This window comes from Achromobacter sp. T5-5, assembly GCF_055397965.1.
On the sequence record NZ_AP027919.1, the window covers coordinates 5,316,150 to 5,341,402 of the forward strand.

The window sequence follows — 25,253 nt, forward strand, 5'->3', positions numbered from 1 at the left end:
ATTTCTCGGAATCGGGTTCCGGGTTTTATATAAGACTCAGGCTCAACCCGGAATCATACGACCATTGGTTTGCGGGCGCAGGCGCGGGCGGCGCCCGTGTCCACCAGCGGCACATTCAGGGACGCTTCGCCCGGACATATGTAACCGGAATGACCCCCTCGCGGCCCGCTACGGTCGCGGGCCAGTTAAAATGCCGGGTTTCCCACGCGCAGGGCAGCCCTTGCCTGGCGGCCGAATTCCAAGAATCCTATGCTCACCTTTCAGCAAATCATCCTTACGCTCCAGGAATACTGGGACAAGCAGGGTTGCGCCCTGCTGCAGCCCTACGACATGGAAGTCGGCGCCGGCACCTCGCACACCGCCACGTTCCTGCGCGCGATCGGCCCGGAGCCCTGGCGCGCCGCCTACGTGCAGCCCTCGCGCCGGCCCAAGGATGGCCGCTACGGCGAAAACCCCAATCGCCTGCAGCATTACTACCAATATCAGGTGGTGCTCAAGCCCGCGCCCCCCGAAATCCTGGATCTCTACATCGGTTCGCTCAAGGCGCTGGGCATCGATCCCACGCAGCACGACATCCGCTTCGTCGAGGACGACTGGGAAAACCCCACGCTCGGCGCCTGGGGCCTGGGCTGGGAAGTCTGGCTGAACGGCATGGAAGTGACCCAGTTCACGTACTTCCAGCAGGTCGGCGGCCTGGACTGCACGCCCACCACCGGTGAAATCACCTACGGCCTGGAACGCCTGGCCATGTACCTGCAGGACGTGCAGAGCGTTTACGACCTGGTCTGGACCGAAGGCGCCAACGGCAATCGCGTGCTGTACCGCGACGTGTTCCACCAGAACGAAGTCGAGCAATCCACCTACAACTTCGAGCATTCGTCGGCCGAGATGCTGTTCTCGCATTTCAACGACTACGAAGCCGAGGCCAAGCGCCTGATGGACGTGCCGCTGGCGCTGCCCGCCTACGAGGCCGCGCTCAAGGCCGCGCACACCTTCAACATGCTGGACGCGCGCGGCGCGATCAGCGTGACCGAACGCGCCGCCTACATCGGCCGCATCCGCAACCTGTCGCGCGCCGTCGCGCAGGCCTACTACGATTCCCGCGAACGACTGGGCTTTCCCATGCTGGGCCGCGACAAGGCCGCCGGGGAGGCTGCATAAATGACGACGAACATCCGCCCGCTGCTGGTCGAACTGCTGACCGAAGAACTCCCGCCCAAGGCCCTGCAAAAGCTCGGCCAGGCCTTTGCCGAAGGCGTGCGCGCCACGCTGGACCGCCACGGCCTGCTGGCCGACGGCTGCGCCGTGACCGCGTATTCGACGCCGCGCCGCCTGGCCGTCCACCTGTCGGCCGTGCTGGCCCAGGCGCCCGACCAGGCCTACGCCGAAAAGCTGATGCCCGTGAAGATCGGCCTCACTGAAGACGGCAAGGCCACGCCCGCGCTGCAGAAGAAGCTGGCCGCCAAGGGCCTGGAAAACATCGACGTGTCCACGCTGGACCGCGAATCCGACGGCAAGCAGGACTACCTGGTCGCGCGCGGCACCGCCGCGGGCGCCCAGCTGGCCGCCGGCCTGCAGGAAGGGATCGACGCCGCCATCGACGGCCTGCCCATCCCCAAGGTCATGCGCTACCAGCTGGCCGACGGCGTCACCACCGTCAAGTTCGTGCGCCCGGCGCATGGCCTGATCGCCCTGTTCGGCGCGGACGTGGTGCCGGTGTCGGCGCTGGGCCTGACCGCCGGCCGCGACACCCTGGGCCACCGCTTCATGAGCCAGGGCGCCGTGTCCATCGCCGATGCCGACGCCTACGCCGCCACGCTGGCCGAAAAGGGCCGCGTCGTGGCCTCGTTCGAGACCCGCCGCGACGAGATCCAGCGCCAGTTGCAGCAAGAGGCGACCCGCCTGTCGGCCACCCTGGGCGACGACCCCGAAGTGGCCGCGCTGCTGGATGAAGTGACCGCGCTGGTCGAACACCCCACGGTCTACGTGGGCCAGTTCGAGGAACAATTCCTGCAAGTGCCGCAGGAATGCCTGATCCTGACCATGCGGCTGAACCAAAAGTACTTCCCGCTGTTCGATCCGGCCACCGGCCGCCTGACGCACCGCTTCCTGATCGTGAGCAACATGCGCACGGACAACCCGGTGAACATCGTCGAAGGCAATCAGCGCGTGGTGCGTCCCCGCCTGGCCGACGCGCAGTTCTTCTTTGAAACCGACCGCAAGACGCCGCTGGCCGCGCGCGTCGAGCAGCTGGGCTCCATCGTCTACCACAACAAGCTGGGCACCCAGCTCGAGCGCGTGGAGCGCGTGCGCGCCATCGCGCGCGGCATCGCCGGCCAGATCGGCGGCGACCAATCCGCCGCCGACCGGGCCGCCATGCTGGCCAAGGCCGACCTGGGCTCGAACATGGTGGGCGAATTCCCCGAGCTGCAAGGCATCATGGGCGCCTACTACGCCGCCGGCGACGGCGAGCCCGCCAGCGTCGTCGAGGCCCTGCGCAGCCAGTACCGCAACCGTTACGACGCGCCGGTGACACAGGACACCCTGACCGCCGCGACGCTGTTCATCGCCGAACGCGTGGAAACGCTGGTCGGCATCTGGGCGATCGGCCTGGCCCCCACCGGCGAGCGCGACCCCTTCGGCCTGCGCCGCGCCGCGCTGGGCCTGATCAGCGCCTTCGAACAACTGGCCGCGGGCGGCTGGCTGAAGATCAGCCAGGACGGTCCGCTGAGCCTGGACGGCCTGCTGGCGTTGGCCGCGGGCACGTTCCCCGAGGGCAAGATCCCGGCCGACACGCTCCCCGAGGTCCGCGCCTTCATCTACGAACGCTACCGCAACCAGCTCATCAACGACTTCGACCGCAATGCCGTCGAGGCCGTGATCGCGCTGACCCCGCCGCTGCACCAGGTGGCCGAGCGCGTGCGCGCCGCCGCGGCCTTTGCGCAGTTGCCCGAGGCCGCCAGCCTGGCCGCCGCCAACAAGCGCATCGGCAACCTGCTCAAGAAGGCCGAAGGCGAGATCGGCGCGGTGAACGACGCGGCGCTGGTGGAACCGGCTGAAAAGGCCCTGGCCGCCGCCGTGGCGGCCCTGCGTCCCAAGGCCGAGGCGCAACTGGCCGCGGGCGACTTCGCCGGCAGCCTGTCCACGCTGGCCCAGGCGCGCGAACCCGTGGACGCCTTCTTCGCGGACGTCATGGTCATGGCCGAGGATCCTGCCGTACGCGCCAACCGGCTGGCCCTGCTCGGCCAGCTTCATGGCCTGATGAACCAGGTCGCCGACATTTCCAGGCTCGCACAGTGAAGCTCATCATTCTCGATCGCGACGGCGTCATCAATCAGGACAGCGACGCCTTCGTCAAGACGCCCGACGAGTGGATCGCCCTGCCGGGCAGTCTGCAGGCCATTGCGCGGCTCACGCAGGCCGGCTGGAAAGTGGTGCTTGCCACCAACCAGTCGGGCCTGGCGCGCGGCCTCTTCGACATGGACACACTGACGGCCATCCACACCAAGATGCGACGCGAACTCGCCGCCGTGGGCGGCAGCATCGACGCCATCTTCATGTGCCCGCACGGCCCCGACGACGACTGCGCCTGCCGCAAGCCGCGTCCCGGCATGTTCGAGCAGATCGGTCACCGCTACGACGTCGACCTGGCCGGCGTGCCGGCGGTGGGCGATTCGCTGCGCGACCTGCAGGCCTCGTCCGCCGCCGGGTGCTCGCCCTGGCTGGTGCTGACGGGCAATGGCGCCAAGACGCTTGCCAAGGGCGGACTGCCTGACAACGTGCGCGTCTGCGACGACCTGTTGGCCGTGGTCGACACCCTGCTGCAGGACGCGTGACCCGATGGCCCGGCTCCGTTCGCTGCTGTATTTCCTGTTCCTGTCCGTCACGGTCATCCCCTACGCCTTCGCCTGCATCCTGTGGGCGCCGCTGCCGCTGCACTGGCGCTACAAGCTGACGGTCGGCTGGCCGCGGCTGGCCATCTGGGGCGCCAAGGTCATCTGCGGCATCCGCTGGCAGGTCAAGGGCTGGGAAAACCTGCCCGACGGCCCGGCGGTGCTGCTGTCCAAGCACCAGTCGGCCTGGGAAACCCTGTTCTTTCCGGCCTACATGCCGCGCGAGGTCTGCTTCGTCTACAAGAAAGAGCTGCACATGGTGCCGTTCTTCGGCTGGGGCCTGGCGCTCCTGCGCATGATCGCCATTGACCGCGCCAAGGGCCGCGACGCCTTCGAGCAAGTGGTCAAACAGGGCCAGACCCGCCTGGACGAAGGCCGCTGGCCGCTGCTGTTTCCCGAAGGCACGCGGGTGGCGCCGGGCAAGACCGGACGCTTCAAGATGGGCGGCGCCCTGCTGGCGTCGCGCACCGGCGCGGCGGTCATTCCCATCGCGCACAACGCGGGCGAATGCTGGCGGCGCAACGCCTTCGTCAAGCAGCCCGGGCTGATTACCCTGTCGATCGGTCCCGCGATAGAATCCAAGGGTCTCTCCCCCGAAGAACTGAACCAGAAGGTCCAGGACTGGATCGAAGGGGAAATGCGGCGTCTCAACCCAGAAAGGTATGCCCAGCACTGATCAGCTCGAACTCCTGTTCGACTCGCAGGAACACGACGCGCCCACGGGCGCGCCGCCGCTGATCGCCGCGCCGACGCCGCCGGCCGCGCCCCGGCCGCCGGCTTCCGGACCCGGCGCCCCTCGGCCGGTCCCACCCGCCAACCTGTTTCCCGACGCCGCCTCGGCCCCCGCGCCCGCGGGCGAACCGCTGCTGACGCCGTCGCCCAACGCGACGGCGCGCGTGCCCACGCCCTGCCCCGATCCGCTGCCGCCCGGCGCGCGCTGGCGCGAGGTGCCCACCGAGCAGCAGCCCATCGGCTTTGTTCTGTTGCGCTCGCGGCGCCGCAGCATCGGCTTCGTGATCACCGACGACGGCCTGCGCGTCACCGCTCCCAACTGGGTGACGCTGACGCAGATCGACGACGCGGTGCGCGAGAAATCGCGCTGGATCCTGACCAAGCTGCGCGAATGGCACGCCCGCAAGCAGCAGCTCGCCATGGCGCACACCCGCTGGCAGGCCGGCGGCGAGCTGCCCTACCTGGGCCGGCGCATCATCATCGGCGTGGGCGGCGACAGCCGCCAGGCCAGCCTGTCCGGCGACGCCGAGGCGCCGCAGGACGGCGACACCCTCTGGCTGGCGCTGCCGTCCCATGCCGACCAGGGACGCATCCGCGACGCGGCGCAAGCCTGGCTGCAACAGCGCGCGGGCGCCTGGTTCGGGGCGCGCCTGGCGCATTTCCTGCAGGTCAGCGGGCTGAAGATCCGCCGCTGGCGCCTATCGTCGGCCGCCACCCGCTGGGGCTCGTGCACCAGCGACGGCAACATCATGCTGAACTGGCGCCTGATCCATTTCGCGCCCGCCATCATCGACTACGTCATCGCGCACGAGCTTGCCCATTTGCGCGAGATGAACCACAGTCAGGACTTCTGGCGCGAAGTGGGCCAGATCCTGCCCGATTTCGAAGACGCCAAGAACATCCTGCGACGTCACGATCCCGCTTCGCTGCCCCAATTCTGAGGCCCGGGGCGCCCCAGCGCCCCGGTTCCCCCAACCCCTCACCGCTTAAGGAAACCTCCCATGCGTCTGCTCCACACCATGCTGCGCGTCGGCAACCTCGACAAGTCCATCGACTTCTACACCAACGTGCTGGGCATGCGGCTGCTGCGCCGCAACGACTACCCGGACGGCAAGTTCACGCTGGCCTTCGTGGGCTACCAGGACGAAGCCGACGGCGCGGTCATCGAACTGACCCACAACTGGGACACCGACAAATACGACCTGGGCAACGGCTACGGCCACATCGCCCTGGAAGTCGACAATGCCTACGAAGCCTGTGACAAGGTCAAGGAACGCGGCGGCAAGGTCACCCGCGAGGCCGGCCCGATGAAGCACGGCAAGACGGTCATCGCCTTCGTGGAAGATCCCGACGGCTACAAGATCGAGTTCATCCAGAAGAAAGACCGCCAGGACTGACCGGGACGCCCGCCATGATCCATCCCATCCTGAAAATGGGCGACCCGCGGCTGCTGCGCGTGGCGCCGCCGGTCGAGCGCTTCGACACCCCGGAACTGCACGCCCTGATCGACGACATGTTCGAGACCATGGCGGCCGCGCAGGGCGTGGGCCTGGCCGCGCCGCAGATCGGCGTGGACCTGCAACTGGTGATCTTCGGGTTCGACCGCAACGACCGCTATCCCGACGCGCCGCCGGTGCCGCAGACCATCCTGTGCAATCCGGTCATCACGCCGCTCTCGGACGAGATGGAAGACGGCTGGGAAGGCTGCCTGTCGGTGCCGGGCCTGCGCGGGCTGGTGCCGCGCTACCGCCGCATCCGCTACAGCGGCCGCGACCCGTACGGCCAGGTGATCGAACGGGAAGCCGAAGGCTTTCACGCGCGGGTCGTGCAGCACGAGTGCGACCACCTGATCGGCCGCCTGTATCCGTCCCGCATCCAGGATTTCAGCAAGTTCGGGTTCACTGAAATCCTGTTTCCGGGCATGGATCCCAATCAGGACGACTAGGCGTTGTCGCCGGGTTCCGGCGCGGCCGGGGGATGCTCCCCCTGCTGCCCGCCGGCCGGCGCCCCGCCGCCTTGGGGCGTCCGCGCTTGCGGCATCGGTGCGTCCGGCGTCAGTTCCTGCGGCGCGAAATCATCCACCTGCAACACCCGCAGCACCGTCGCTTCGGCGGCCTCGAGCTGCGCCGCCTGCGCGTCCGTGATCGCCCCGCGCTGATGGGCCTGGCGCCAGTCGCGCACATTGGACTGGCGCAGGCGGTCGCGGATGGGCTGCACCGCGTCGGCCAGCGCGAACGCGCGGGTCAACAGGCCCAGCGGATCGTCGCCCGGCTCGCGCTGCAGGTCTGCCGCCAGGCGCGCGTGGGTCGGCGACGGCTTGAGCAGCAGGTCGGCGCATTCCCGCGTGAGCGCGTCGCCCGGCCCCTTGGCCAGGCGCACGGGCAGGATGGCCGCGCGCAAGCCCCAGGACAGCAGCTTGACCGGCAGGTTGCGCAGCACCTGGTCCATGCTGTGTTCGATGCTTGCATAGCCGCGTTCCATGCACCACCGCACCAGCGGCAGGTCATCGTGCTTGCGGCCTTCGTCTTCCCAGCGCTTGAGCACGGCGGACAGCAGATAGAGTTCGGACAGGATGTCGCCCAGGCGCGCGGAGATCATCTCGCGGCGCTTCAGCCCGCCGCCCAGCTGGGCCAGCGTGGCATCGGCCAGCAGCGCGAAGCCCGCGGCATAGCGCCCAAGCCGGCGGTAATGGACGGCCACCGGCCCGGAGGCCGGCGCGGGCGCCAGCAGGCCGCCCGTCCAGGCGCGGCCGATGGCGCGCAGCGCGTTCAGGCCGGCGTGGCGCAGATGGCGCCAGAAGACATCGTGGAAGACCTCGATGCCGCGTTCCTCGTCCGGATTGCCCAAGGCCAGGATTTCCGGCATCAGGTAGGGATGGGCGCGGATGGCGCCCTGCCCGAAGATGATGAGGTTGCGCGTCAGGATGTTGGCGCCCTCGACCGTGATGGCGATGGGCACGGCGCGGTACAGCGCCCCCAGGTAATTGCTGGGGCCGTCCATGACGGCGCGGCCGGCATGCACGTCCATGGCGTCGTTCACCGAGACCCGCATGCGTTCGGTGGCGTGGTACTTCATGATGCCCGAGACGACCGCGGGCTTGACGCCCTGGTTGAGCGCGGCGCAGGTCAGCCGGCGCGCGGCCTCGACCAGATACGCGTTGCCGGCCAGGCTGGCCAGCCGTTCCTGCACGCCCTCGAACTTGCCGATCGGAATGCCGAACTGTTCGCGCACCCGGGCGTACATGCCCGTGGTGTGCGCGCACATCGACGTGGCGGCGGCCGACAGCGATGGCAGGGAAATGCCGCGCCCGGCGGCCAGCGCGCCCATCAGCATCTGCCAGCCCTGCCCGGCGCGTTCGACGCCGCCGATCAGCGCATCCAGGGGCACGAAGACGTCGCGCCCCGAATTAGGCCCGTTCTGAAAGACCTGCATCGCCGGCAGATGCCGGCGGCCGATTTCCACGCCCGGCGCGTCGGTGGGCACGAGCGCCACCGAGATGCCGATCTCTTTGGCGCCGCCCAGGATGCCGTCGGGGTCGGACATCTTGAACGCCAGGCCGAGCACCGTCGCCACCGGCCCCAGCGTGATGTAGCGCTTGTGCCAGTTGAGCCGGATACCGATGAGTTCGCGGCCGTCCACGACCTGGCGGCACACGATGCCGGTATCGACCATGGAGGCCGCGTCGGACCCGGCTTCGGGGCTGGTGAGGCCGAAGCACGGCACCTCGCGGCCATCGGCCAGCCGGGGCAGCCAGTAATCGCGCTGGGCGGGCGTGCCGAACTGCATGAGCAGTTCGCCGGGCCCCAGCGAGTTGGGCACCATGACCGTCACGCCCGCGGTGATGGAATAGGCGGAAATGCGCCGGACCACCTCGGAGTGCGCATAGGGCGAGAACCCCAGGCCGCCGTGGCGCCGCGGGATGATCATGCCGAAGAAGCGTTGCGACTTGAGGAATTCCCAGACCTGCGGCGGCAGGTCGCGCCGGTTCCAGGTGATGTCCCATTCATCCAGCATGGCGCACAGTTCGCGCACGGGACCGTCGATGAAGCGTTGTTCGTCCGGCGTCAGCGTGGCGGGGGGGACGCTCAGCAACTTGCGCCAGTCGGGGTTGCCGGTGAACAGATCGGCGTCCCACCAGCTGTCCCCGGCTTCGATGGCTTCGCGTTCGGTGGCCGACATGGCGGGCATCGCGTTGCGCGCCCAGCGGTATGCGGGTTCCGAAATGCGGCGCCGGCGCCACGCGTTGAAATCCATGAATCCCCCTTGTATTCGCGACAGGACGTACCGGGGCAAAGTACCAGAATTGGCGCTGCCCGGCCAAGCTGCGGCTTGCCGACTCTGCGACAATGGGCGTCGCCGCGCAGATGCGCAATCAACCGCTGTCCGGGCTCGTCCGCATGCTGAACAAACTCTGGCTAGGCTTCTTTCTCACCGCCGCCGCGGCCGCGCTGTACCGCTGGCTGGTCATCGGAGATCCCGAAGTCTTTCGCCAGATGGTCGCCAGCCTGTTCGACATGGCGCGCGTGTCCGTGGACGTGATGGTGCTGCTCTTCGGCACGCTGACCCTGTGGCTCGGATTCCTGCGCATCGCCGAAGGCGCCGGCCTGGTCGAAAAGCTGGCGCGCCTGCTGGGGCCGCTGTTTGCGCGCCTGATGCCGGAGGTGCCGCGCAATCATCCCGCCATCGGCCTGATCACCCTGAACTTCGCGGCCAACGGGCTCGGGCTGGACAATGCCGCCACGCCCATCGGCCTGCGCGCCATGCGCGAGCTGCAATCGCTGAACCCCACGCCGCAAACCGCGAGCAACGCGCAGATTCTTTTCCTGGTGCTCAATGCGTCCTCGCTGACGCTGCTGCCCGTCACGCTGTTCATGTTCCGCGCGCAACAGGGCGCGCCCGACCCCACCCTGGTCTTCCTGCCCATCCTGCTGGCCACCAGCGCGTCCACGCTGGCCGGCTTTCTGGCGGTGGCGCTCTGCCAGCGCCTGCGCCTGGCGGACCCGGTCGTGATGCTCTGGCTGGGCGGCGCGGCGCTGGCGCTGGGCGGATTCATGGCGCTGCTGGCCAGCATGTCGGCCGCGGCCATTGCCTCGCTGTCCTCGCTGATGGGCAATCTGGCGCTCTTCGGCATCCTGCTGGCCTTTCTCGTCGTGGGCGCCTGGAAAAAGGTGCCCGTGTACGAAGCCTTTATCGAAGGCGCCAAGGAAGGCTTCGATATCGCCAGGAGCCTGCTGCCCTATCTGGTGGCGATGCTGTGCGCCGTGGGGGTGCTGCGCGCGTCCGGCGCGCTGGATTTCCTGCTGGACGGCGTCCGCTGGCTGGCGCTGCAGGCCAGCTGGGACACGCGCTTCGTCGACGCGCTGCCGACCGCGCTGGTCAAGCCGTTTTCGGGCAGCGCGGCACGCGCGATGATGCTGGAGACCATGACGCATTTCGGCGTGGACAGCTTTCCCGCGCTGCTGGCCGCCGTCATGCAGGGCAGCACCGAGACCACGTTCTATGTCCTGGCGGTGTACTTCGGATCGGTGGGCATCCTGCGCGCCCGCCATGCGGTGGGCTGCGCGCTGATCGCCGATCTGGCCGGGGTGCTGGCCGCGATCGGCGTCTGCTACTGGTTCTTCGGATAGGGCGGGCGATTCGCGGGGGCTCAGTCCACCAGCAGGATCTTCATCCCATTGGTGCCGCCGCTGTCGCGGTAGAAATCGCCCTTGGTCAGGATCACCCAGTCGCCCGTCTGCACCAGATTGCGCTTGCGCAGCTCTTCGATGGCGGCGTTGGACAGCTCGGCGGGATCGTAGTCCGACGGCGCGAACGGAATCGTGTACACGCCGCGGAACATCGCCACGCGGTTCTGCGTCAGGCTGTGCGGGCTGTAGCAGTAGATCGGCACGCCCGAGCGGATGCGCGACATGATCAGCGGGGTATGGCCGCTTTCCGTGAGCGCGATGATGGCCTTCACGCCCGGGAAATGGTTGGCCGCGTACATGGACGCCAGCGCGATCGTCTCATCGCAGCGCGTGAAGGTTTCGCCCAGGCGGTGATGCGATTTCGTCGAGGTGGGGTGCTTTTCCGCGCCCAGGCACACGCGCGCCATGGCCTGCACGGCTTCGACCGGATACTGGCCCGATGCGCTCTCGGCCGACAGCATGACGGCGTCGGTGTAGTCCAGCACCGCGTTGGCCACGTCGGAGACTTCCGCACGCGTCGGCATGGGGCTGGAGATCATCGACTCCATCATCTGCGTGGCGGTGATGACCACCTTGTTCAGCGTGCGCGCGTGCTGGATGATGCGCTTCTGGATGCCCACCAGTTCGGCGTCGCCGACTTCCACGCCCAGGTCGCCGCGCGCCACCATCACGCCGTCGCTCGCGCGGATCAGCGCGTCCAGGGCCTCGTCGTCGGCCACCGCTTCGGCGCGCTCGATCTTGGCGATGATCCATGCCTGGCTGCCGGCCGCCGCCAGCAGCGTGCGCGCCTCGTCGATGTCGCTGCCATAGCGGGGAAAGGACACGGCCACGTAGTCCAGTTCCATTTCGGCGGCCAGCTTGATGTCGACCCGGTCCTTGTCGGTCAGGCTGGGCGCGGACAGGCCGCCGCCGCGGCGGTTGATGCCCTTGTTGTTGGACAGCGGCCCGCCGACCGTGACGGTGGTGTGGACCTCGTCGCCGTCGACGCGGTCCACGACGAGCACGACGCGGCCATCATCGAGCAGCAGTTCGTCGCCCACGCGGCAGTCGGTCACGAGTTCCGGATAATCGATGCCGACGATGCTGGCGGTGCCCGCGTCCTTGGGATGCGCGCGCGACAACGTGAACGGCTGCCCCACCTGAAGCTGGACCAGCTTGTCGGTGAAGCGGGCAATGCGGATCTTGGGTCCCTGCAGATCGCCCATGATCGCGACGAACCGGCCCTGCCTGGCGGCAATCTCGCGCACCAGGCGCGCGCGTTCGCGATGATCGTCGGCGCTGCCGTGCGAGAAGTTCAGCCGCGCCACGTCCAGCCCCGCGCGGATGAGCGCGTCGATGCGTTCGGGCGACGAGGTCGAGGGTCCCAGGGTGGCGACAATTTTGGTGCGGCGCAATACAGGCATGGCGGTCCACTCTCGCAAAAACAACGAAAGCGCTATGGTACGCCGGCCGCGTTCGCACGGGTATCATGGGGTTCACATCGACCTTCAACGCGCCCCTCGACACCCGTGAAAATCGTCATCGCTCCCGACTCGTTCAAAGAAAGCGTTTCCGCGCCCGATGCGGCCGCGGCCATCGCGCGCGGCGTCAAGGCCGCCTTCCCCGGCGCGCACACCGTGTGCGTGCCCATGGCCGACGGCGGCGAAGGCACCGTCGAGGCCGTGCTGGCGGCCACCGGCGGCAAGGAGCAGCAGATCACCGTGAACGACGCGCTGGGCCACAAGGTCGACGCCGTCTGGGGCCTGCTGGACGATGGCACCGCCGTCATCGAGATGGCCGCGGCAGCCGGGCTTGAATTGATCTCGCCTTCCAAGCGCGACCCCATGCGCGCCAGCAGCCACGGCGTCGGCGAGATGATGCGGGCCGCGCTGGACGCGGGCGCCACGCGCATCATTCTGGGCCTGGGCGGCTCGGCCACCAACGACGCGGGCGCCGGCATGCTGACGGCGCTGGGCGTGCGTTTGCTCGATGCCGGCGGCAACAGCCTGCCGCCCGGCGGCGGCGCGCTGGGCCAGCTTGCCTCGCTGGACACGCGCGGCCTGGACCCCCGGCTGGCCCGCATCCGCATCGACATCGCCTCCGATGTCGACAACCCCTTGTGCGGCCCGCACGGGGCGTCCCACATATTCGGTCCGCAAAAAGGCGCCACGCCGGAACAGGTGCAGACGCTGGACGCGATGCTCGGCCATTTCGCCGACATCTGCGCGCGCCACCTGCATGCCGATCACCGCGACGCGCCCGGCGCGGGCGCGGCCGGCGGACTAGGCTTTGCCGCCAAGGCCTTCCTCAATGCGCATTTCCGGCCGGGCGTGGAGATCGTCGCGGAACTCGGCGGGCTGGCCGAGGCCGTGCAGGGCGCGACCCTTGTCTTCACGGGCGAGGGCCGGATGGACGCGCAGACATTGCGCGGCAAGACGCCCGCCGGCGTGGCCAAGATCGCGCAGCGCGCGGGGGTGCCCGTCGTGGCGCTGGCCGGTTCGCTGGGAGAAGGCTACGAGGCCCTGCACACCTGCGGCATCAGCGCCGCGTTCAGCCTGGCCCCCGGCCCCATCACGCTGCAGCAGGCCCTGGCGGACGCCGAACGCCTGCTTGCGGATCGGGCGCGCGACGTGATGCAGCTCTGGATGGCGGCCCAGAAACGCATGCTGTGAAATGCAATCTGTGAAATGCACAAAGGCCCCGCGGGGCCTTTGTGCATGCGAATCCGACGGGGCGGTTCAGTCCCGCGGCAGCACGCCCGCCTGGACCAGCGCATCCGACAGGCCGATGTAGCGGTCCACCGAAATGTCCTCGGCGCGCGCGGTCGGCGCGATATCCAGCGCTTCCCAGGGCACCTGCGGCGCCCAGTCCGCCAGCACCCGGCGCAGCATCTTGCGGCGTTGCGAAAACGCGCGCGCCACCACGGTTTCGAAGGCGCGCTCGCTGACGGGCCGCAGGCGGTCCGCCGGCAGCGGCACCATGCGCACGATGGCCGACACCACCTTGGGCGGCGGATCGAAGGCCTCGGGCGGCACGTCGAACAGCTTGTGCATGCGATAGCGCGATTGCAGCATCACGGACAGCCGGCTGAAGTCGCCGGAGCCCGGCTTGGCCACCATGCGGTCGATCACTTCGCGCTGCAGCATGAAATGCTGGTCGCGGATATGGTCGGCCCAGGTCATCAAGTGGAACAGCAGCGGGCTCGAAATGTTGTAGGGCAGGTTGCCCACCACGCGCAGCGCGCTGCCGAACTGCGAGAAATCGATCGTCAGCGCATCGGCCTCGACCACCGTCAGGCGCGCGGCGTCGAACTGCTTGCGCAGCCGGGCGGCCAGGTCGCGGTCGATTTCCACCGCGGTCAGGTGATCCAGGCGTTCGAGCAGCGGCCTCGTCAGCGCGGACAGGCCTGGGCCGATTTCGACCACCGCATCGTCGCGGGCAGGCGCCACCGCCCGGACGATGGACTCGACGACGCTGTCGTCGGTCAGGAAGTTCTGGCCGAAGCGCTTGCGCGCCTGGTGCTGAGACATGAAAAGCCCGTGATGCGTTTAGCGGTTGTTCTGCTGGATTTGCTGCTGCTTTTCGAGACGATTGTCCACGTAAGCCTGCGCACGCAGTTGCTCGAGCCAGTCTTCGAAGGCGGGCTGCGCACGCCGTTCGAACAGCGTCTGGCGGGCACGCATGCGCGCCAGGTCGTCGGTGGCATCGTGGTCGCGCCGCTCTTCCACCTGGATCAGGTGCCAGCCAAAAGGCGTCTGCACCGGCTGGCTGATCTCGCCAGGCTGCAGGGCGTTCATGGCGGCCTCGAACGGCGGCACGGTTTCGCCAGGATTCAGCCAACCCAGTTCGCCGCCTTGCGGCGCGGTGGCGTCCTGCGAATACTGGCGCGCCATTTCCTCGAACTTGGCATCGCCGTTCACCAGGCGCTGACGCACCTGCTGCAGGCGCTGGCGGGCGAGGTCGTCGCTCATGACGGTCGAGGTCTTGATCAGGATGTGGCGGGCGCGGGTCTGGACCACCTGCGTGGGACCCTGCGGCGCCTGCGGACGCGCGGCGGGCTGCGGCGCGGGCTGCGGCGGCGCCGGGGCGCGGGCGGTGCGGCCGGGCGCGGGCTGGGCGGTGCCGCGGTCCATCACCTTGATGATGTGAAAGCCGTTGCCGCTCTGGATGAGCTGGCTGACCTGGCCCTTCTGCAGGTTGCTGATGGCCTTGACGAAGAGGTCGGGCCAGCCGTCCAGCGGGCGCACGCCCATGACGCCGCCCTGCAGGGCCTCGGGACCGTCAGACGAGGCGGCGGCCAGGCTGGCGAAGTCGTCCCCGCGCTTGGCCTGGGCCAGCAGGCCCTCGGCCTTCTTGCGCAACAGCGCCAGTTGTTCGGGCGACGAGCCTTCCGGCACGCGCACCAAAATCTGGGCCAGCGCATACAGCATGGGACCGGCGGGCACCGCGGCCTGCTCCGGCGCGGGCTGCGGCTGCGGCTGGGGCTGCGCTTGCGGCGCCGCGCCGAACGCCGGGTTGCGGCGCTGGTCCTTCAGGAAGGCATCGACTTCCGCATCCGAAATGACGATGGTCGAGTCCACCGCGCGCTGGCGCAGGCGATCCGTGCGGATCTCGTCGCGCAGCGACTTGCGGTAGGCCTCCCACGACGTGCCGGCCTTTTCCAGTTCCTGGCGCAGCTGGGCCACGGTGATCTTGTTGCGGGATGCGATGGCCTGGACGGCCGTATCGATCTGCGCGTCGTCCACCCGGATGCCGAGTCGATCGGCTTCATGGCGCTGCACGCGCTCCATGATGAGGCGCTGCAGCACCTGGTGCTGCAGCGTCTGGTCGTCCGGCACCTGGATGCCGCGCGCCTTCAATTCGCTCGCGATGCGCTGGGAGGCCTCGCGCAGTTCGCGCAGCGTGATCACGTCCTTGTCGACGATCGCGGCGATGCCGTCCACGAACTGCTCGCCCTTGGGCGCGGACGCGTCTTTGTTCTGCGCGACGGGAGCGGCCTTGGCGCCGCTGTTCGCGCCCCGGGCGGCTTGCTCGGCCGCGTGCGCGGCGGGCAGGCCGGCGCACAGGGCCAGCAGCAGCGCATTGCCGGAGAGCCGGCGCAAAGAGTGCAACCTACGCATCATTCATACCTTTCAAATGTGGTCCCGGCAGGCACGGGCGGCGTGATGCGCGTGTAACCGGGGATACTTCTGTTCAGCAGGTTCATCGGGTCGGTTCCGAGGGAACCCAGGCCCGTGAGCTCAAGCTGGAAGAACAGCGCGGAGTTAGTGTCCGCCGCCGATACGGCGTAGCGCTGGTAGACCATGCGGCCCACCCAGCAGCAGTCGCCCTTGTACTCCAGGCCGGCGATGGCCTGCGTCACGCGAGGGGATTCCGTCGTGTTGGCCACCGTGCTGGACGGGCCCGAACGCAAAGAATAGTCCACCCGGCCCACGCCGTACCAGCGCTTGCTGAACGGCCACTGGACCGCCAGGCTGATCTGGTTCTGTCCCTGCGGCTGGTAGCGCACGCCCGGCTGGGGGTCGCGCTGGTAACGGTAGGCCAGGGCCACCGTGGTCAGACGCTGCGGCGACCAGCGGGCGCTGACGAGCCCGCGCGACCAGTTGTTGTCGTACGGGTTGTACTGGGCGGCGATGTCGGTGCTCAACGAGTCGGTCAGGGCCGCGCTGGCCCCCACCAGGAAGTCGGAACGCACGTTCTCGCGCGGCGTCTCGCCGGGCAGCGTGACCTCCTGGTCCTCGAAGTACAGGCGTTGGGCCACGCCCAGCGACATGCGCTCAAAGCCGGTGTTGGCATCCAGCCAGCGCGTGGTCAGCGCCGCCGTGAGCTGGTTGGCGTTGGCGATGCGGTCCCAGCCGCCGGTGTAGATGTTTTCCTCGAAAGCCTGCGAGAAGCTGAAGTCGGACAACGAGGTGTCATAGACCGGCAGCGTGGACTGGTCGCGATACGGCACGCGCAGGTAGTACAGGCGCGGTTCGAGCGTCTGCGTGGAGGACTTGCCGAACAGCGTGGTGTCGCGCTCGAAAATCAGGCCCGCGTCCAGCGACATGATGGGGAGCGTGCGCGACTGCGAACGGGGCAATCCCACCGCCGATCCGTTGTTCAGGCCCAGCGCGTCCACGCCATACCATTTGGTCTGGTAATGGGTGTAGTTGATGCCCGCCTTGGGAATGATGAACCAGCCCGGACGCACGATCGGGTAGGACGCCGTCAAATAGGTCTGCAGGCGGTCGCCGTCGGGATACCGCGCGACGGCGCCGAATTCCGGCATGCTGAAACGCACGGCGGTCGAGGTCCAGTCCACGTCGAAGCCGCCCCAATCGTAGCGGGCGCCGCGCAGGTAGAGCTCGGGTTGCTTGTCGTACGGGGGCACCAGCGGCGCGTCCGGGTCCTGCAGCGTCTGGTACTTGTAGACCTGGGCGAACGCGCTCCAGTAGCCGGAGGCCCAACCCACGCGGCCGCGCTGCGGCAGGTAGGTCGTGGAAGCCTGGTTCAGGCCCAGTTGCGAAATGTCGCGGAAGTAATTGTCGTCGGAGACCTTGGCGATGTCCCAATCCGCGTAGAAGCCGCGGGAGAACGTCTGCTGGTGGCGCCACCAGTACATCCAGCGGTCTTCGCCGGTGACGTGGTCATCGGGCAGGTAGGTGCCGTTCAGGGTCCCCAGGTAGCTGGACCCCAGGTATCGGAATTCACCGCCCAGCTGCATGCCGCGCTTGGAAAAGTAGCGCGGCTGCACCGTCATGTCGTAATTGGGCGCCAGGTTCAGGTAGTACGGGATCGAGATGTCGAAACCGCCCTGGCTGGTCGTGCCGTACGTCGGGATCAGGAAGCCCGACTTGCGTTCGCGCTTGACCGGGAAGGTCATGTAGGGCGAGGCCAGGATCGGCACGTCCTTGAAATACAGCACGCCGCCGCGGGCCACGCCCTCGTTTTCGTCGAAATCGATGTCGACCGAGTTGGCCTTGATGTACCAGGACGGCGTCTCGCACGAGCACCCGCTGTACGTCACCGTGTGCAGCCGCATCTGCGACTTGCTGAAAATGTCCGCGTGGTCGGCCACGGCAAAGCCGCCCGTGGCGCCCAGCCAGAAGTTCGGCTTTTCGACCTCGCCGGAATACCGGTCCACGTTGAACTTGGCGCGCGGCCCCGTCACCAGCGTGCCGTCGCGCATCATGCGCGCGCTGCCGCGGACGTCGACTTCGCCGGTGTCCTTGCGGTAATTGATCTCGTCGCCCTTGATCACGCCATCGATGCGGCGCACCTGGGCATTGCCCGACAGCGTCAGCTCGTAGTCGGGATCGCCCGAGATGCTGTCCGCTTCCATGAAGGCGGGAATGCTGTCGTCCGGCAACCGGTGCATCCGCAGGCCGGGAGACGTGCGCAATTCCGGGGTTGACGTGGCCGACGGCGCGGAAGCAGCGGCGCCCGGGCTACCTTGAGCCTGGACGGCTCCGGCGGCGACGCTGACAACGGAGAGGATCAACCACGGAACCTTGCGCACGAATGAAAACAGCCCTTTTTGACCATCGGAGAGCCGGACAAAGGCTCCCTGGCGGGGCCAATGCTGACGGAAACGAGCCGGTATTATAGAGAAGCCGCGAACAACGCCCAGCCTTAAGTTCGCCCGACCCAAATTTCAGCAATATTGCCCTTCTGACACGGATCTTCCTTGAAAAACGATCACGACCCCCGCCTGGCGCAAGTGCGCAACTGGCTGGAAGGCCTGCCTCCCGCCCTGAACCTGGCCGTGCAGACCCTGCGCCCCGCGTCGGCCGACGCGAGCTTTCGCCGCTACTTCCGGCTGGACGCGGGCCCGCGCACCCTGATTGTCATGGACGCCCCGCCCCAGCACGAGGATTGCCGCCCGTTCCTGCACGTGGACAAGCTGCTGGCCGACGCCGGCCTGAACGTGCCCGCGGTGCTGGCCCAGGACCTGGACCAGGGCCTGCTGCTGCTGTCCGATCTGGGCGAGCAGACCTACTATCAGCGCATCCAGGCCGGGCTCGACGACGCCACCCTGCAGACGCTGTACCGCGAGGCGCTGGCCGCCCTGGTCAAGCTGCAGCAGGCCTCGACCGCCGGACTGGGCACCTATGACAGCGCGCGCCTGGCCGACGAGCTCACGCTCTTTCCCGAGTGGTACGTGCAAAAGCATCACGGCGTGACGCTGGACGACAAGACCGCCAACGCCCTGCAAAAGATCTTCGCGCTGCTGTCGGCCAGCAATGGCGGACAGCCGCAGGTGCTGGTGCACCGCGACTTCCACTCGCCCAACCTGATGGTCTGCGACCAGCCGCAATACGGCCCCAATCCCGGCGTCATCGACTTCCAGGACGCGCTCTCGGGCCCCATCACCTACGATCTCGCGTCGCTGGTGACCGATGCCCGCACCACCTGGGAAGAACCGCAGCAGCTCGACTGGGCCATCCGCTACTGGGAAATGGCGCGCGCCGCCGGCCTGCCCGTCGATGCCGATTTCGCGGAATTCCACCGCGCCTATGAATGGATGGGCCTGCAGCGCAACCTGCGGATCCTGGGCGTCTTTGCCCGCCTGAACCACCGCGACGGCAAGGCCCACTACCTGGCCCACATCCCGCGGGTGAACGGCTACGTGCGCCAGGTCGCGCAGCGCTACGGCGTCTTCACGCCGCTCCTGCGGCTGCTGGACCGCCTGGACGACCGCCAGGTCAGCGTCGGATACACGTTCTGATGCGCGCCATGATTCTTGCCGCCGGCCGCGGCGAACGCATGCGCCCGCTGACCGACCGCCTGCCCAAGCCCATGCTTCCGGTCGGCGGCAAGCCGCTGATCGTCTGGCATCTGGAACGCCTGGCCGCGGCGGGCATCCACGACATCGTCATCAACCATGCCTGGCTGGGCCACGAAATCGAGGGCGCCTTGGGCGATGGCGCGGCCCAGGGCGTGCGCATCCGCTATTCGGCCGAAGCCCGCGCCCTGGAAACCGCGGGCGGCATCGCGCAGGCCCTCCCCCTTCTGGGCGACGACCCGTTCCTGGTCATCAACGGCGACATCTGGTGCGACTGGGATCCGGCCCAGGCGCGTGACCTCGCGTCGCGCGCGCAGCCGGGCGGCGCCTGGCTGCTGCTGGTGGACAACCCCGCGCACCATCCTGCCGGCGACTTCGTCCTGACGGCCGATGGCCGCGTGCAGGCGCAGGGAACCCCTCGTTTGACCTTTGCCGGCGTCGGCGTCTACCATCCGTCGTTGTTCATGGATGTGCCGCGCGGCCAGGCAGCGCCCCTGGCGCCGCTACTCAGGCAGGCCATGGAGCAAGATCTGGCGCGCGGTGCCCGTCATACGGGCCGATGGACCGACGTGGGAACGCCGCAGCGGCTGGCCGACCTCGACGCGGAACTCGGCGACGGCACCGCCTGACGTCCACATATTTCACAATATCAAGGTGCGCAACGAGGCTTGTCTGCGCACGCATCGCCCCCGGCTGACGGGGTATTCTCTGACGCTTTGGCATGCGCGCGCCGCCTGCCCACGAGCACACACACAGGAAGTTTTCTAGGAATGGGGATGTTTGGAAGATCGCAACGGGCCGTATTCAAGCCCTCCGTGTACCAGCCGGGTCAACGCACGCGCCGCATGCCGCGCTGGCTTGTCCTGCTGCTGGTTGGCATTGCGCTTGGCGCGGGCGGCGTGCTCTTCCTGCAAACCAACTACGGTCCGCAACGCCTGACCGTCGAACAATCCGAACAGCTGCACACTGAACTGAGCGCCGCCAACATGGAGCGCCAGCGCCTGCAGGCGCAGTTGGAAGAAGCCACGCAGCAGCGCGACGCCAACAAGGCCGGCCACGAAAAGCTCACCAGCGACCTCTCCGAGGCCCGCGCCCGGATCGAAACCCTGAACAAGGAACTGGTGCTGTTCCAGGACGCCATGCCGCCCGACCCCCGCGGCGGCAACCTGGGCATCCGCTCGGCCACCTTCAAGCGCGCCCCCGGCCAACTGGACTACCAGGTGCTGGTCATGCGCGAAGACCGCGAGGGCGCGCCCTTCAACGGCACGCTGACCTTCGCCATCGAAGGCTCCTATCCCAACGGGCGCGCCGCCACGGTCACGCCCGAAGGCCCGGCCCTGAAGGTCGACCGCTACGACTACGCGCTGGGCCAGCTCAAGCTGCCCGACGGCTTCACCCCGAGGGTCGTGGTGCTGCGCGTGATGGATGGCAACCAGAAGCAGCAGGCAATGCGCATCTACAACGTGCGCAACTGAGGTCCGCCTCGCCTCCCTCAAAAACCCGCTTTGCGGGTTTTTTTACGTCCGCCGAAAATAGTTGCGCGCGCAACCTATCAGGCATATAGTTGCGCAAACAACCAAATCCTGGAGACAGCATGACGCTCCCCTCGCACGTTCCCGTCCTGATCGCCGGCGGCGGTCCGGTCGGCCTCACCCTGGCCGCGCTGCTGGCCGAGTACGGCATCGCCTCGCTCACCGTGGAAGCCGACGAAGGCTATTGCAGCGGCAGCCGCGCCATCTGCATGTCGCGCCGTTCGCAGGAAATCCTGGGCTGGATCGGCGCGGACCGGCCGCTGATGGCCACCGGGCTGGCCTGGACCGGCGGGCGCAGCTACTTCCGCGACCGCGAAGTGCTGCACTTCCAGATGCCGCACGATCCCCTGCAGCGCTACGCGCCCATGGTCAACATCCAGCAGTACTACGTCGAGGAATACGCGCACCAGGCCATGCAGCGCCACCCCGGCCTCGCCACGCTGGCGTGGTCGGCGCGCGTCGTGGGCGTGCAGCCCGGTCCCGACGGCGTCTCGGTCGAGGTCGAATCCGGCGGAACGCGCCAGACCGTGCGCGCCGACTGGCTGGTCGCCTGCGACGGCGGCCGCAGCACCGTGCGCGACGCCATGGGACTGAAGCTGGAAGGCATGCAATACGAAGGCCGCTACGTCATCGTCGACATCGAGCAGGCGTCGCAGCGGCCCGTCGAACGCCTGGCCTGGTTCGACCCGCCTTCCAACCCGGGGTCCACCCTGCTCATGCACCGCCAGCCCGGCAACGTATGGCGCGTGGACTACCAGATCCGCGACGACGAAGATCCCGACGAGGCCGTCAAGCCGGAAAACGTGCTGCCGCGCGTGCAAAGCCATCTGGACATGATCGGCGAGACCGCGCCCTGGAAGCCGCTCTGGATTTCGATCTACAACGCCAAGTGCCTGACGCTGGACAGCTACCGCCACGGCCGCGTGCTGTTCGCCGGCGACGCCGGCCACCTCGTGCCGATCTTCGGCGTGCGCGGCTTGAACTCCGGGCTGGACGACGCCGGCAACCTGGCCTGGAAGCTTGCCTGGGTGCTGAAGGGCCAGTCGCCCGACAGCCTGCTGGACAGCTACAGCATCGAACGCGTGCACGCCACGCGCCAGAACCTGGCCTACGGCGCCAAGAGCACCGAGTTCATGGCGCCGCCGGACTACGGCTTTCGCCTCATGCGCGAGGCCGCCCTGCGCCTGGCGCTCGTGGACGAGGGCGTGCGGTCGCTGATCAATCCGCGTCAGTCCGCGCCCATTTCGTACGACACCTCGCCGCTGAATCAGGAAGACCGCGCCCCGCAGGCCGGACCGGCCGCGGCGCCCGGCCAGCCCGCGCCCGATGTCCTGCTGCAGGACGGCGACGCGCCCCAGTACCTGACCGCCCGCTTCGGCGCGGGCTTTGTTGCGCTGGCCATTGCGCCGGACGCGGCCTTGTCGTCGGCGCTGGATGCGCTGGCCCGGACCACCCAGGCCGCGCCGCACCCGCTGCAGGTGCTGCGCGCAGGCGACGGCGGCCTGGCCGACCCGCACGGCCAGCTCCGCCAGCGCTATGGCGGCGAGCCCGGCACCGTCTATCTGCTGCGGCCGGACGGCTACGTGCTGGGCCGCTGGACGGCGCCCGCCGCCCATGACCTGCGCGCGGCGCTGGCGCCCTACTATCCCTCGGTTTCCCTGAACCCGAATGCCACGACGAAAGGCCAAGCATGAACCACGAAGAACTGGACCAGGTCTACACCAGCATGGCGCAGGCGCTCACGCGCGTCGGCGAATCGCGCGCGCCGCTCTTTCTGTCGATACTGGGATTGTCCCTGCTCAGCCGCCTGCCCTCGGCGCAAGAAGCCAAGGCGCTCCTCGACCAGGCCGAGGCGGCCAGCCTGGAGGACGGCGCTGTGGCAAACTATTCGGCCTGCGCCCCCACGGCCCCAAACCCCGCCCGCCCGACGTGACAACGCCTGCCCTGGAACGATTCCTGACCTACCGCCTGCACGTGCTCAACAAGATCACGGATCGGGACACGAATCGCGCCTATCTCAAGGACTGCGACATCCCGCTGGGCGAAGCGCGCTGCCTCGCCGCCATCGGCCGCTACGCGCCCCTGTCGGTCAACGACCTGGCGCGCGCCGCGAACCTGAACAAGGGCCAGGCCAGCCGCTCGGCGCAGGCGCTGGTGGACCGCGGGCTCGTGGAAAAAACGGTCTCCGCTTCCGATGGCCGCGGCGTGGTGCTGGCGCCGACTCCCGAGGGCATGACGCATTACCGCCGCATCATCGATCTCATCGCACGCCGCAATCAGGAGATCTTCGGCTGCCTGAGCGCCGAGGAACAGCGCCAGTTCGGCGACATGCTGGACCGGCTGATCGGCCACCTGCAGGCCGAGGCGAACGAGACGAACGAAGCGGACGAAGCCGGCGGCTGACCGCCCGCCGCCGGTCGCCCGCAGCCGGTCGCCCGGTTCAGGGTTGCGTCTTGGGCGCGGTGGCGCCGGCCTGCTGCGCGACCTCGTCCATGAACTGTGCCATGCGCACGTCCAGCTCGGTCACGCCGCCCGCGTCGTGCGTGGTCAAGGTCACGTCGACGCGGTTATAGACGTTGGTCCATTCGGGATGATGATTGAGCTTTTCCGCGAACATCGCCACGCGCGCCATGAAGCCGAACGCGGCGTTGAAGTTGGGAAAGCGATACCGCTTTTCGATGGCATCGCGCATGGCCACGGCCTGCCAGCCGGTGAGCGCGGCGACGGCGGTCTCGGTGCCGATGCGGGCGGGAGGAAAGTCGCTCATGTCAGACTCCGGAAAGAAAAGGCGGCGGCGCATCGCGCCCGCCGCCTGTCAGCAAGGAACGCGCCCCGAGCCTACTGCCGGACCGCGTACAGGTAGATCTCCACGCGCCGGTTCAGCGCGCGCCCTTCGGCGGTTGCATTGTCGCCGATCGGATCGTTCGGGCCTCGGCCTTCCACGCTCAGGCGGCCCACCGCCACGCCCTGCCGGGCCAGGTAATCCGTCACGCTCTTGGCGCGGTTCACCGACAGGGTCTGGTTGTGCGCCAGCGATCCGGTGCTGTCCGTATGGCCCACCACCTTGGCCCGCAGCTCAGGATGCTGATTCAGCGAACGCGCCACGCTGTCCAGCACCGGCAGCAACGCCGGCTTGAGCTGCGTCTTGTCCGTGTCGAACGACACGCCGCTCGGAATATTGACCTTCAGGCTGCCATCGGGCATTTCCACGACGTCGATGCCCAGCGACGAGGCCCCGGACTTCTGCACGTCGTCCTTGACGACCTTCCAGTTGTAGCCCACCAGGCCGCCCGCCACCGCGCCGATGCCGGCGCCGATGGCCGCGCCCTTGCCGTGTCCGATCAAGGCGCCGATGCCCGCGCCCAGCGCCGCACCCGCGCCCGTTCCCACGGCGGTATTCGTTTGCTGTTGCGTGGCGCACCCTGCCAGCAACACGCCCGCCGTCGCAAGCACGGCGATCCGGTTGATTGTTCTTGAATTCATGGCAACCTCCACTGTCCATCCAGAAACCGGTTCATTCCGGCGTGGAACATGCTAGCAAGGCGAGCCAGGGCGACGGGCAACATTTTGTATGCCTCGCCGGCGCCGTCCGGGGCCGGCCGACGCCCGCCACGTTAAGATCGCCCGATCGGAGAAAAAATCCATGACAGTCGCTCGCACCTACTTTTTCAACCGGATGGCCGACAACGAGCTGGCCGGGTTGTGCGGCGCAAAAGACGACTTCTTTCTGGAAAACATCGACGACCTGGAATCCGCCGTCGCCCGCATCCGGGCCATGCTCAAGCAGGCAGGCATGCGCAGCGAGGTGGAGCACGCCCCGCTCAACGCGGCCCCTGGCATCGGCGATCTCCTATCGGGTGTCGCGCCGACCGTCGGCCTGATCTGGGCATCCGTGCGCGCGCTGGGATCGACCGGACGTCCTCGTGCCGACGCGACGTTGCGCGTGACGTCTAACAGTTCCCTCAGCGTGGTGTTCTCCCGAGCGCCGCGCCCGCCCACCGCGCAATGAGCCGCGAGGCGGCAATACGCCGCCGGTCGGCGCCTGTCACCCCCGCCGGCCAAACAGCATCGCCAATCCGAACAACGCCCCCAGCCCGCCGACGATGGCCAGCGATATCGACGGCTCGCGCAGGTTCAGCGCCATGATCGCCGACCCCGCCCCCAGGGCCGTGATCAACAAGCCCACCAGGCGCCCGGCCGTGGACCCGTAGAAATGCGTGCGGCGCGCCGCCTGCGTGCCCGCGGGCTGGCGTTTCTGCCAGGCCGCCAATGCCTGCTCGAACTCGCGCAACAGGCGTTCCCGGCTGGGCAGGTCCACCGCGCTGACGAGCAACGTCGGCAGGCCGGCGCGGACCAGCTTGAGATAGTCGTCCGTGCCCCAGCTGGACAGATCGGCAAAAGCCACGGAAGACCGGCGCGAAAACTCCAACCCATCGGCCGTCACCCTGACGGCATTGCGCGTGGGAAAGCCCTTGTACGCGATCAGCGGCGGCACGAGCAGGCCCAGCAGCGCAAGCCCCGCGGCCAGGCCCATCGGTCCGCGGTTGAACACCACGAGCATGAAACTGCCTGCCGCCAGCGCGAAGGCCGATGGCACCGACAACTGGTGCCATCGGGTATAGACCGAGACCTGAATCCCTTCGTTGCTGTTCATGCTTGCATC

24 protein-coding genes are annotated in these 25,253 nt (G+C 68.2%); 16 read left to right on the forward strand and 8 right to left on the reverse strand.

From position 1 onward, the window contains the following. Positions 1-249: 249 nt before the first annotated feature. The 7 genes from glyQ to def are packed head-to-tail and all read left to right on the forward strand — an operon-like array spanning position 250 to position 6,570. A complete protein-coding gene (glyQ, locus tag ACZ50Q_RS24130) occupies positions 250-1,161 on the forward strand; it encodes a glycine--tRNA ligase subunit alpha (RefSeq protein ID WP_025136700.1) in 912 nt (303 codons plus the stop codon). After that, positions 1,162-3,300 (forward strand): glycine--tRNA ligase subunit beta, encoded by a 2,139-nt coding sequence (gene glyS, locus ACZ50Q_RS24135; protein ID WP_464079763.1) that lies wholly within the window; start codon positions 1,162-1,164, stop codon positions 3,298-3,300. Further along, positions 3,297-3,836 (forward strand): D-glycero-beta-D-manno-heptose 1,7-bisphosphate 7-phosphatase, encoded by a 540-nt coding sequence (gmhB, locus tag ACZ50Q_RS24140; protein ID WP_092581160.1) that lies wholly within the window; start codon positions 3,297-3,299, stop codon positions 3,834-3,836. Before glyS ends, gmhB begins: the two co-directional genes overlap by 4 nt. 4 nt (positions 3,837-3,840) lie before the next feature. After that, positions 3,841-4,569, forward strand: coding sequence for a lysophospholipid acyltransferase family protein (locus tag ACZ50Q_RS24145; RefSeq protein ID WP_076518944.1), 729 nt, complete (start codon positions 3,841-3,843; stop codon positions 4,567-4,569). Further along, complete coding sequence (locus ACZ50Q_RS24150) at positions 4,556-5,566, forward strand: M48 family metallopeptidase (protein ID WP_464079764.1); 1,011 nt, start codon at positions 4,556-4,558, stop codon at positions 5,564-5,566. The genes ACZ50Q_RS24145 and ACZ50Q_RS24150 overlap by 14 nt, the downstream gene beginning before the upstream one ends. 60 nt (positions 5,567-5,626) lie before the next feature. Beyond that, on the forward strand, positions 5,627-6,022 hold the full coding sequence (gene gloA / locus ACZ50Q_RS24155; RefSeq protein ID WP_056320907.1) for a lactoylglutathione lyase: 396 nt from the start codon (positions 5,627-5,629) through the stop codon (positions 6,020-6,022). A gap of 14 nt (positions 6,023-6,036) precedes the next feature. After that, positions 6,037-6,570 carry a peptide deformylase gene (gene def, locus ACZ50Q_RS24160; protein ID WP_464079765.1) on the forward strand — a complete coding sequence of 178 codons (534 nt, stop codon included), beginning with the start codon at positions 6,037-6,039 and terminating at the stop codon, positions 6,568-6,570. Here the strand turns inward: def and ACZ50Q_RS24165 are convergent. Continuing rightward, positions 6,567-8,879: an acyl-CoA dehydrogenase gene (locus tag ACZ50Q_RS24165; RefSeq protein ID WP_464079766.1), complete on the reverse strand. Its 2,313-nt coding sequence runs from the start codon at positions 8,877-8,879 to the stop codon at positions 6,567-6,569. The two genes, def and ACZ50Q_RS24165, sit on opposite strands and share 4 nt — an antisense overlap. Positions 8,880-9,022: 143 nt before the next feature. On the opposite strand from ACZ50Q_RS24165, the gene ACZ50Q_RS24170 reads away from it, so the two are divergent. Beyond that, a complete protein-coding gene (locus ACZ50Q_RS24170) occupies positions 9,023-10,252 on the forward strand; it encodes a nucleoside recognition domain-containing protein (RefSeq protein ID WP_464079767.1) in 1,230 nt (409 codons plus the stop codon). A gap of 20 nt (positions 10,253-10,272) precedes the next feature. On the opposite strand, the gene pyk is transcribed toward ACZ50Q_RS24170, so the two are convergent. Next, a complete protein-coding gene (pyk, locus tag ACZ50Q_RS24175; protein ID WP_464079768.1) occupies positions 10,273-11,715 on the reverse strand; it encodes a pyruvate kinase in 1,443 nt (480 codons plus the stop codon). A 105-nt stretch (positions 11,716-11,820) separates the two neighbouring features. Here pyk and ACZ50Q_RS24180 point away from each other — a divergent pair, with 105 nt between their 5' ends. Further along, on the forward strand, positions 11,821-12,963 hold the full coding sequence (locus tag ACZ50Q_RS24180; RefSeq protein WP_092581166.1) for a glycerate kinase: 1,143 nt from the start codon (positions 11,821-11,823) through the stop codon (positions 12,961-12,963). A 66-nt stretch (positions 12,964-13,029) separates the two neighbouring features. Here the strand turns inward: ACZ50Q_RS24180 and rsmA are convergent, their stop codons facing one another. From rsmA to ACZ50Q_RS24195, 3 genes are read right to left on the reverse strand one after another with little or no spacing between them, the layout of a single operon-like run. After that, the gene (gene rsmA / locus ACZ50Q_RS24185; protein WP_464079769.1) at positions 13,030-13,821 is read right to left on the reverse strand and encodes a 16S rRNA (adenine(1518)-N(6)/adenine(1519)-N(6))-dimethyltransferase RsmA; all 792 of its coding nucleotides are present in this window, start codon (positions 13,819-13,821) and stop codon (positions 13,030-13,032) included. An 18-nt stretch (positions 13,822-13,839) separates the two neighbouring features. Next, positions 13,840-15,414 (reverse strand): peptidylprolyl isomerase, encoded by a 1,575-nt coding sequence (locus tag ACZ50Q_RS24190; protein WP_076518939.1) that lies wholly within the window; start codon positions 15,412-15,414, stop codon positions 13,840-13,842. Next, entirely contained in the window at positions 15,411-17,792 is a 2,382-nt protein-coding gene (locus ACZ50Q_RS24195; RefSeq protein ID WP_464079770.1) for an LPS-assembly protein LptD, read from the reverse strand. Before ACZ50Q_RS24195 ends, ACZ50Q_RS24190 begins: the two co-directional genes overlap by 4 nt. A gap of 168 nt (positions 17,793-17,960) precedes the next feature. Between ACZ50Q_RS24195 and ACZ50Q_RS24200 the strand changes: the two genes are divergently transcribed. The 6 genes from ACZ50Q_RS24200 (at position 17,961) to ACZ50Q_RS24225 (ending at position 22,993) form a co-directional block, all read left to right on the forward strand. Then, on the forward strand, positions 17,961-19,001 hold the full coding sequence (locus ACZ50Q_RS24200; RefSeq protein ID WP_092581169.1) for an aminoglycoside phosphotransferase family protein: 1,041 nt from the start codon (positions 17,961-17,963) through the stop codon (positions 18,999-19,001). Next, complete coding sequence (gene murU, locus ACZ50Q_RS24205; protein WP_464079771.1) at positions 19,001-19,687, forward strand: N-acetylmuramate alpha-1-phosphate uridylyltransferase MurU; 687 nt, start codon at positions 19,001-19,003, stop codon at positions 19,685-19,687. Before ACZ50Q_RS24200 ends, murU begins: the two co-directional genes overlap by 1 nt. A gap of 147 nt (positions 19,688-19,834) precedes the next feature. After that, on the forward strand, positions 19,835-20,533 hold the full coding sequence (locus ACZ50Q_RS24210; RefSeq protein ID WP_092581171.1) for a DUF6776 family protein: 699 nt from the start codon (positions 19,835-19,837) through the stop codon (positions 20,531-20,533). 119 nt (positions 20,534-20,652) lie between these two features. Beyond that, positions 20,653-22,284 carry an FAD-dependent oxidoreductase gene (locus ACZ50Q_RS24215; RefSeq protein ID WP_464079772.1) on the forward strand — a complete coding sequence of 544 codons (1,632 nt, stop codon included), beginning with the start codon at positions 20,653-20,655 and terminating at the stop codon, positions 22,282-22,284. After that, complete coding sequence (locus tag ACZ50Q_RS24220) at positions 22,281-22,523, forward strand: hypothetical protein (protein WP_464079773.1); 243 nt, start codon at positions 22,281-22,283, stop codon at positions 22,521-22,523. The genes ACZ50Q_RS24215 and ACZ50Q_RS24220 overlap by 4 nt, the downstream gene beginning before the upstream one ends. After that, on the forward strand, positions 22,520-22,993 hold the full coding sequence (locus tag ACZ50Q_RS24225; RefSeq protein ID WP_464079774.1) for a MarR family winged helix-turn-helix transcriptional regulator: 474 nt from the start codon (positions 22,520-22,522) through the stop codon (positions 22,991-22,993). Before ACZ50Q_RS24220 ends, ACZ50Q_RS24225 begins: the two co-directional genes overlap by 4 nt. Before the next feature lie 37 nt (positions 22,994-23,030). Here the strand turns inward: ACZ50Q_RS24225 and ACZ50Q_RS24230 are convergent, their stop codons facing one another. Next, on the reverse strand, positions 23,031-23,357 hold the full coding sequence (locus tag ACZ50Q_RS24230) for a 4a-hydroxytetrahydrobiopterin dehydratase (RefSeq protein ID WP_175493207.1): 327 nt from the start codon (positions 23,355-23,357) through the stop codon (positions 23,031-23,033). Between the two features lie 71 nt (positions 23,358-23,428). Further along, positions 23,429-24,073, reverse strand: coding sequence for a YiaD family glycine zipper/OmpA-like lipoprotein (locus tag ACZ50Q_RS24235; protein WP_464079775.1), 645 nt, complete (start codon positions 24,071-24,073; stop codon positions 23,429-23,431). Positions 24,074-24,233: 160 nt separating this feature from the next. Here ACZ50Q_RS24235 and ACZ50Q_RS24240 point away from each other — a divergent pair, with 160 nt between their 5' ends. Then, on the forward strand, positions 24,234-24,599 hold the full coding sequence (locus ACZ50Q_RS24240) for a hypothetical protein (protein ID WP_464079776.1): 366 nt from the start codon (positions 24,234-24,236) through the stop codon (positions 24,597-24,599). A gap of 36 nt (positions 24,600-24,635) precedes the next feature. Here the strand turns inward: ACZ50Q_RS24240 and ACZ50Q_RS24245 are convergent, their stop codons facing one another. Continuing rightward, positions 24,636-25,244: a hypothetical protein gene (locus tag ACZ50Q_RS24245; protein WP_464079777.1), complete on the reverse strand. Its 609-nt coding sequence runs from the start codon at positions 25,242-25,244 to the stop codon at positions 24,636-24,638. Positions 25,245-25,253 lie beyond the last annotated feature (9 nt).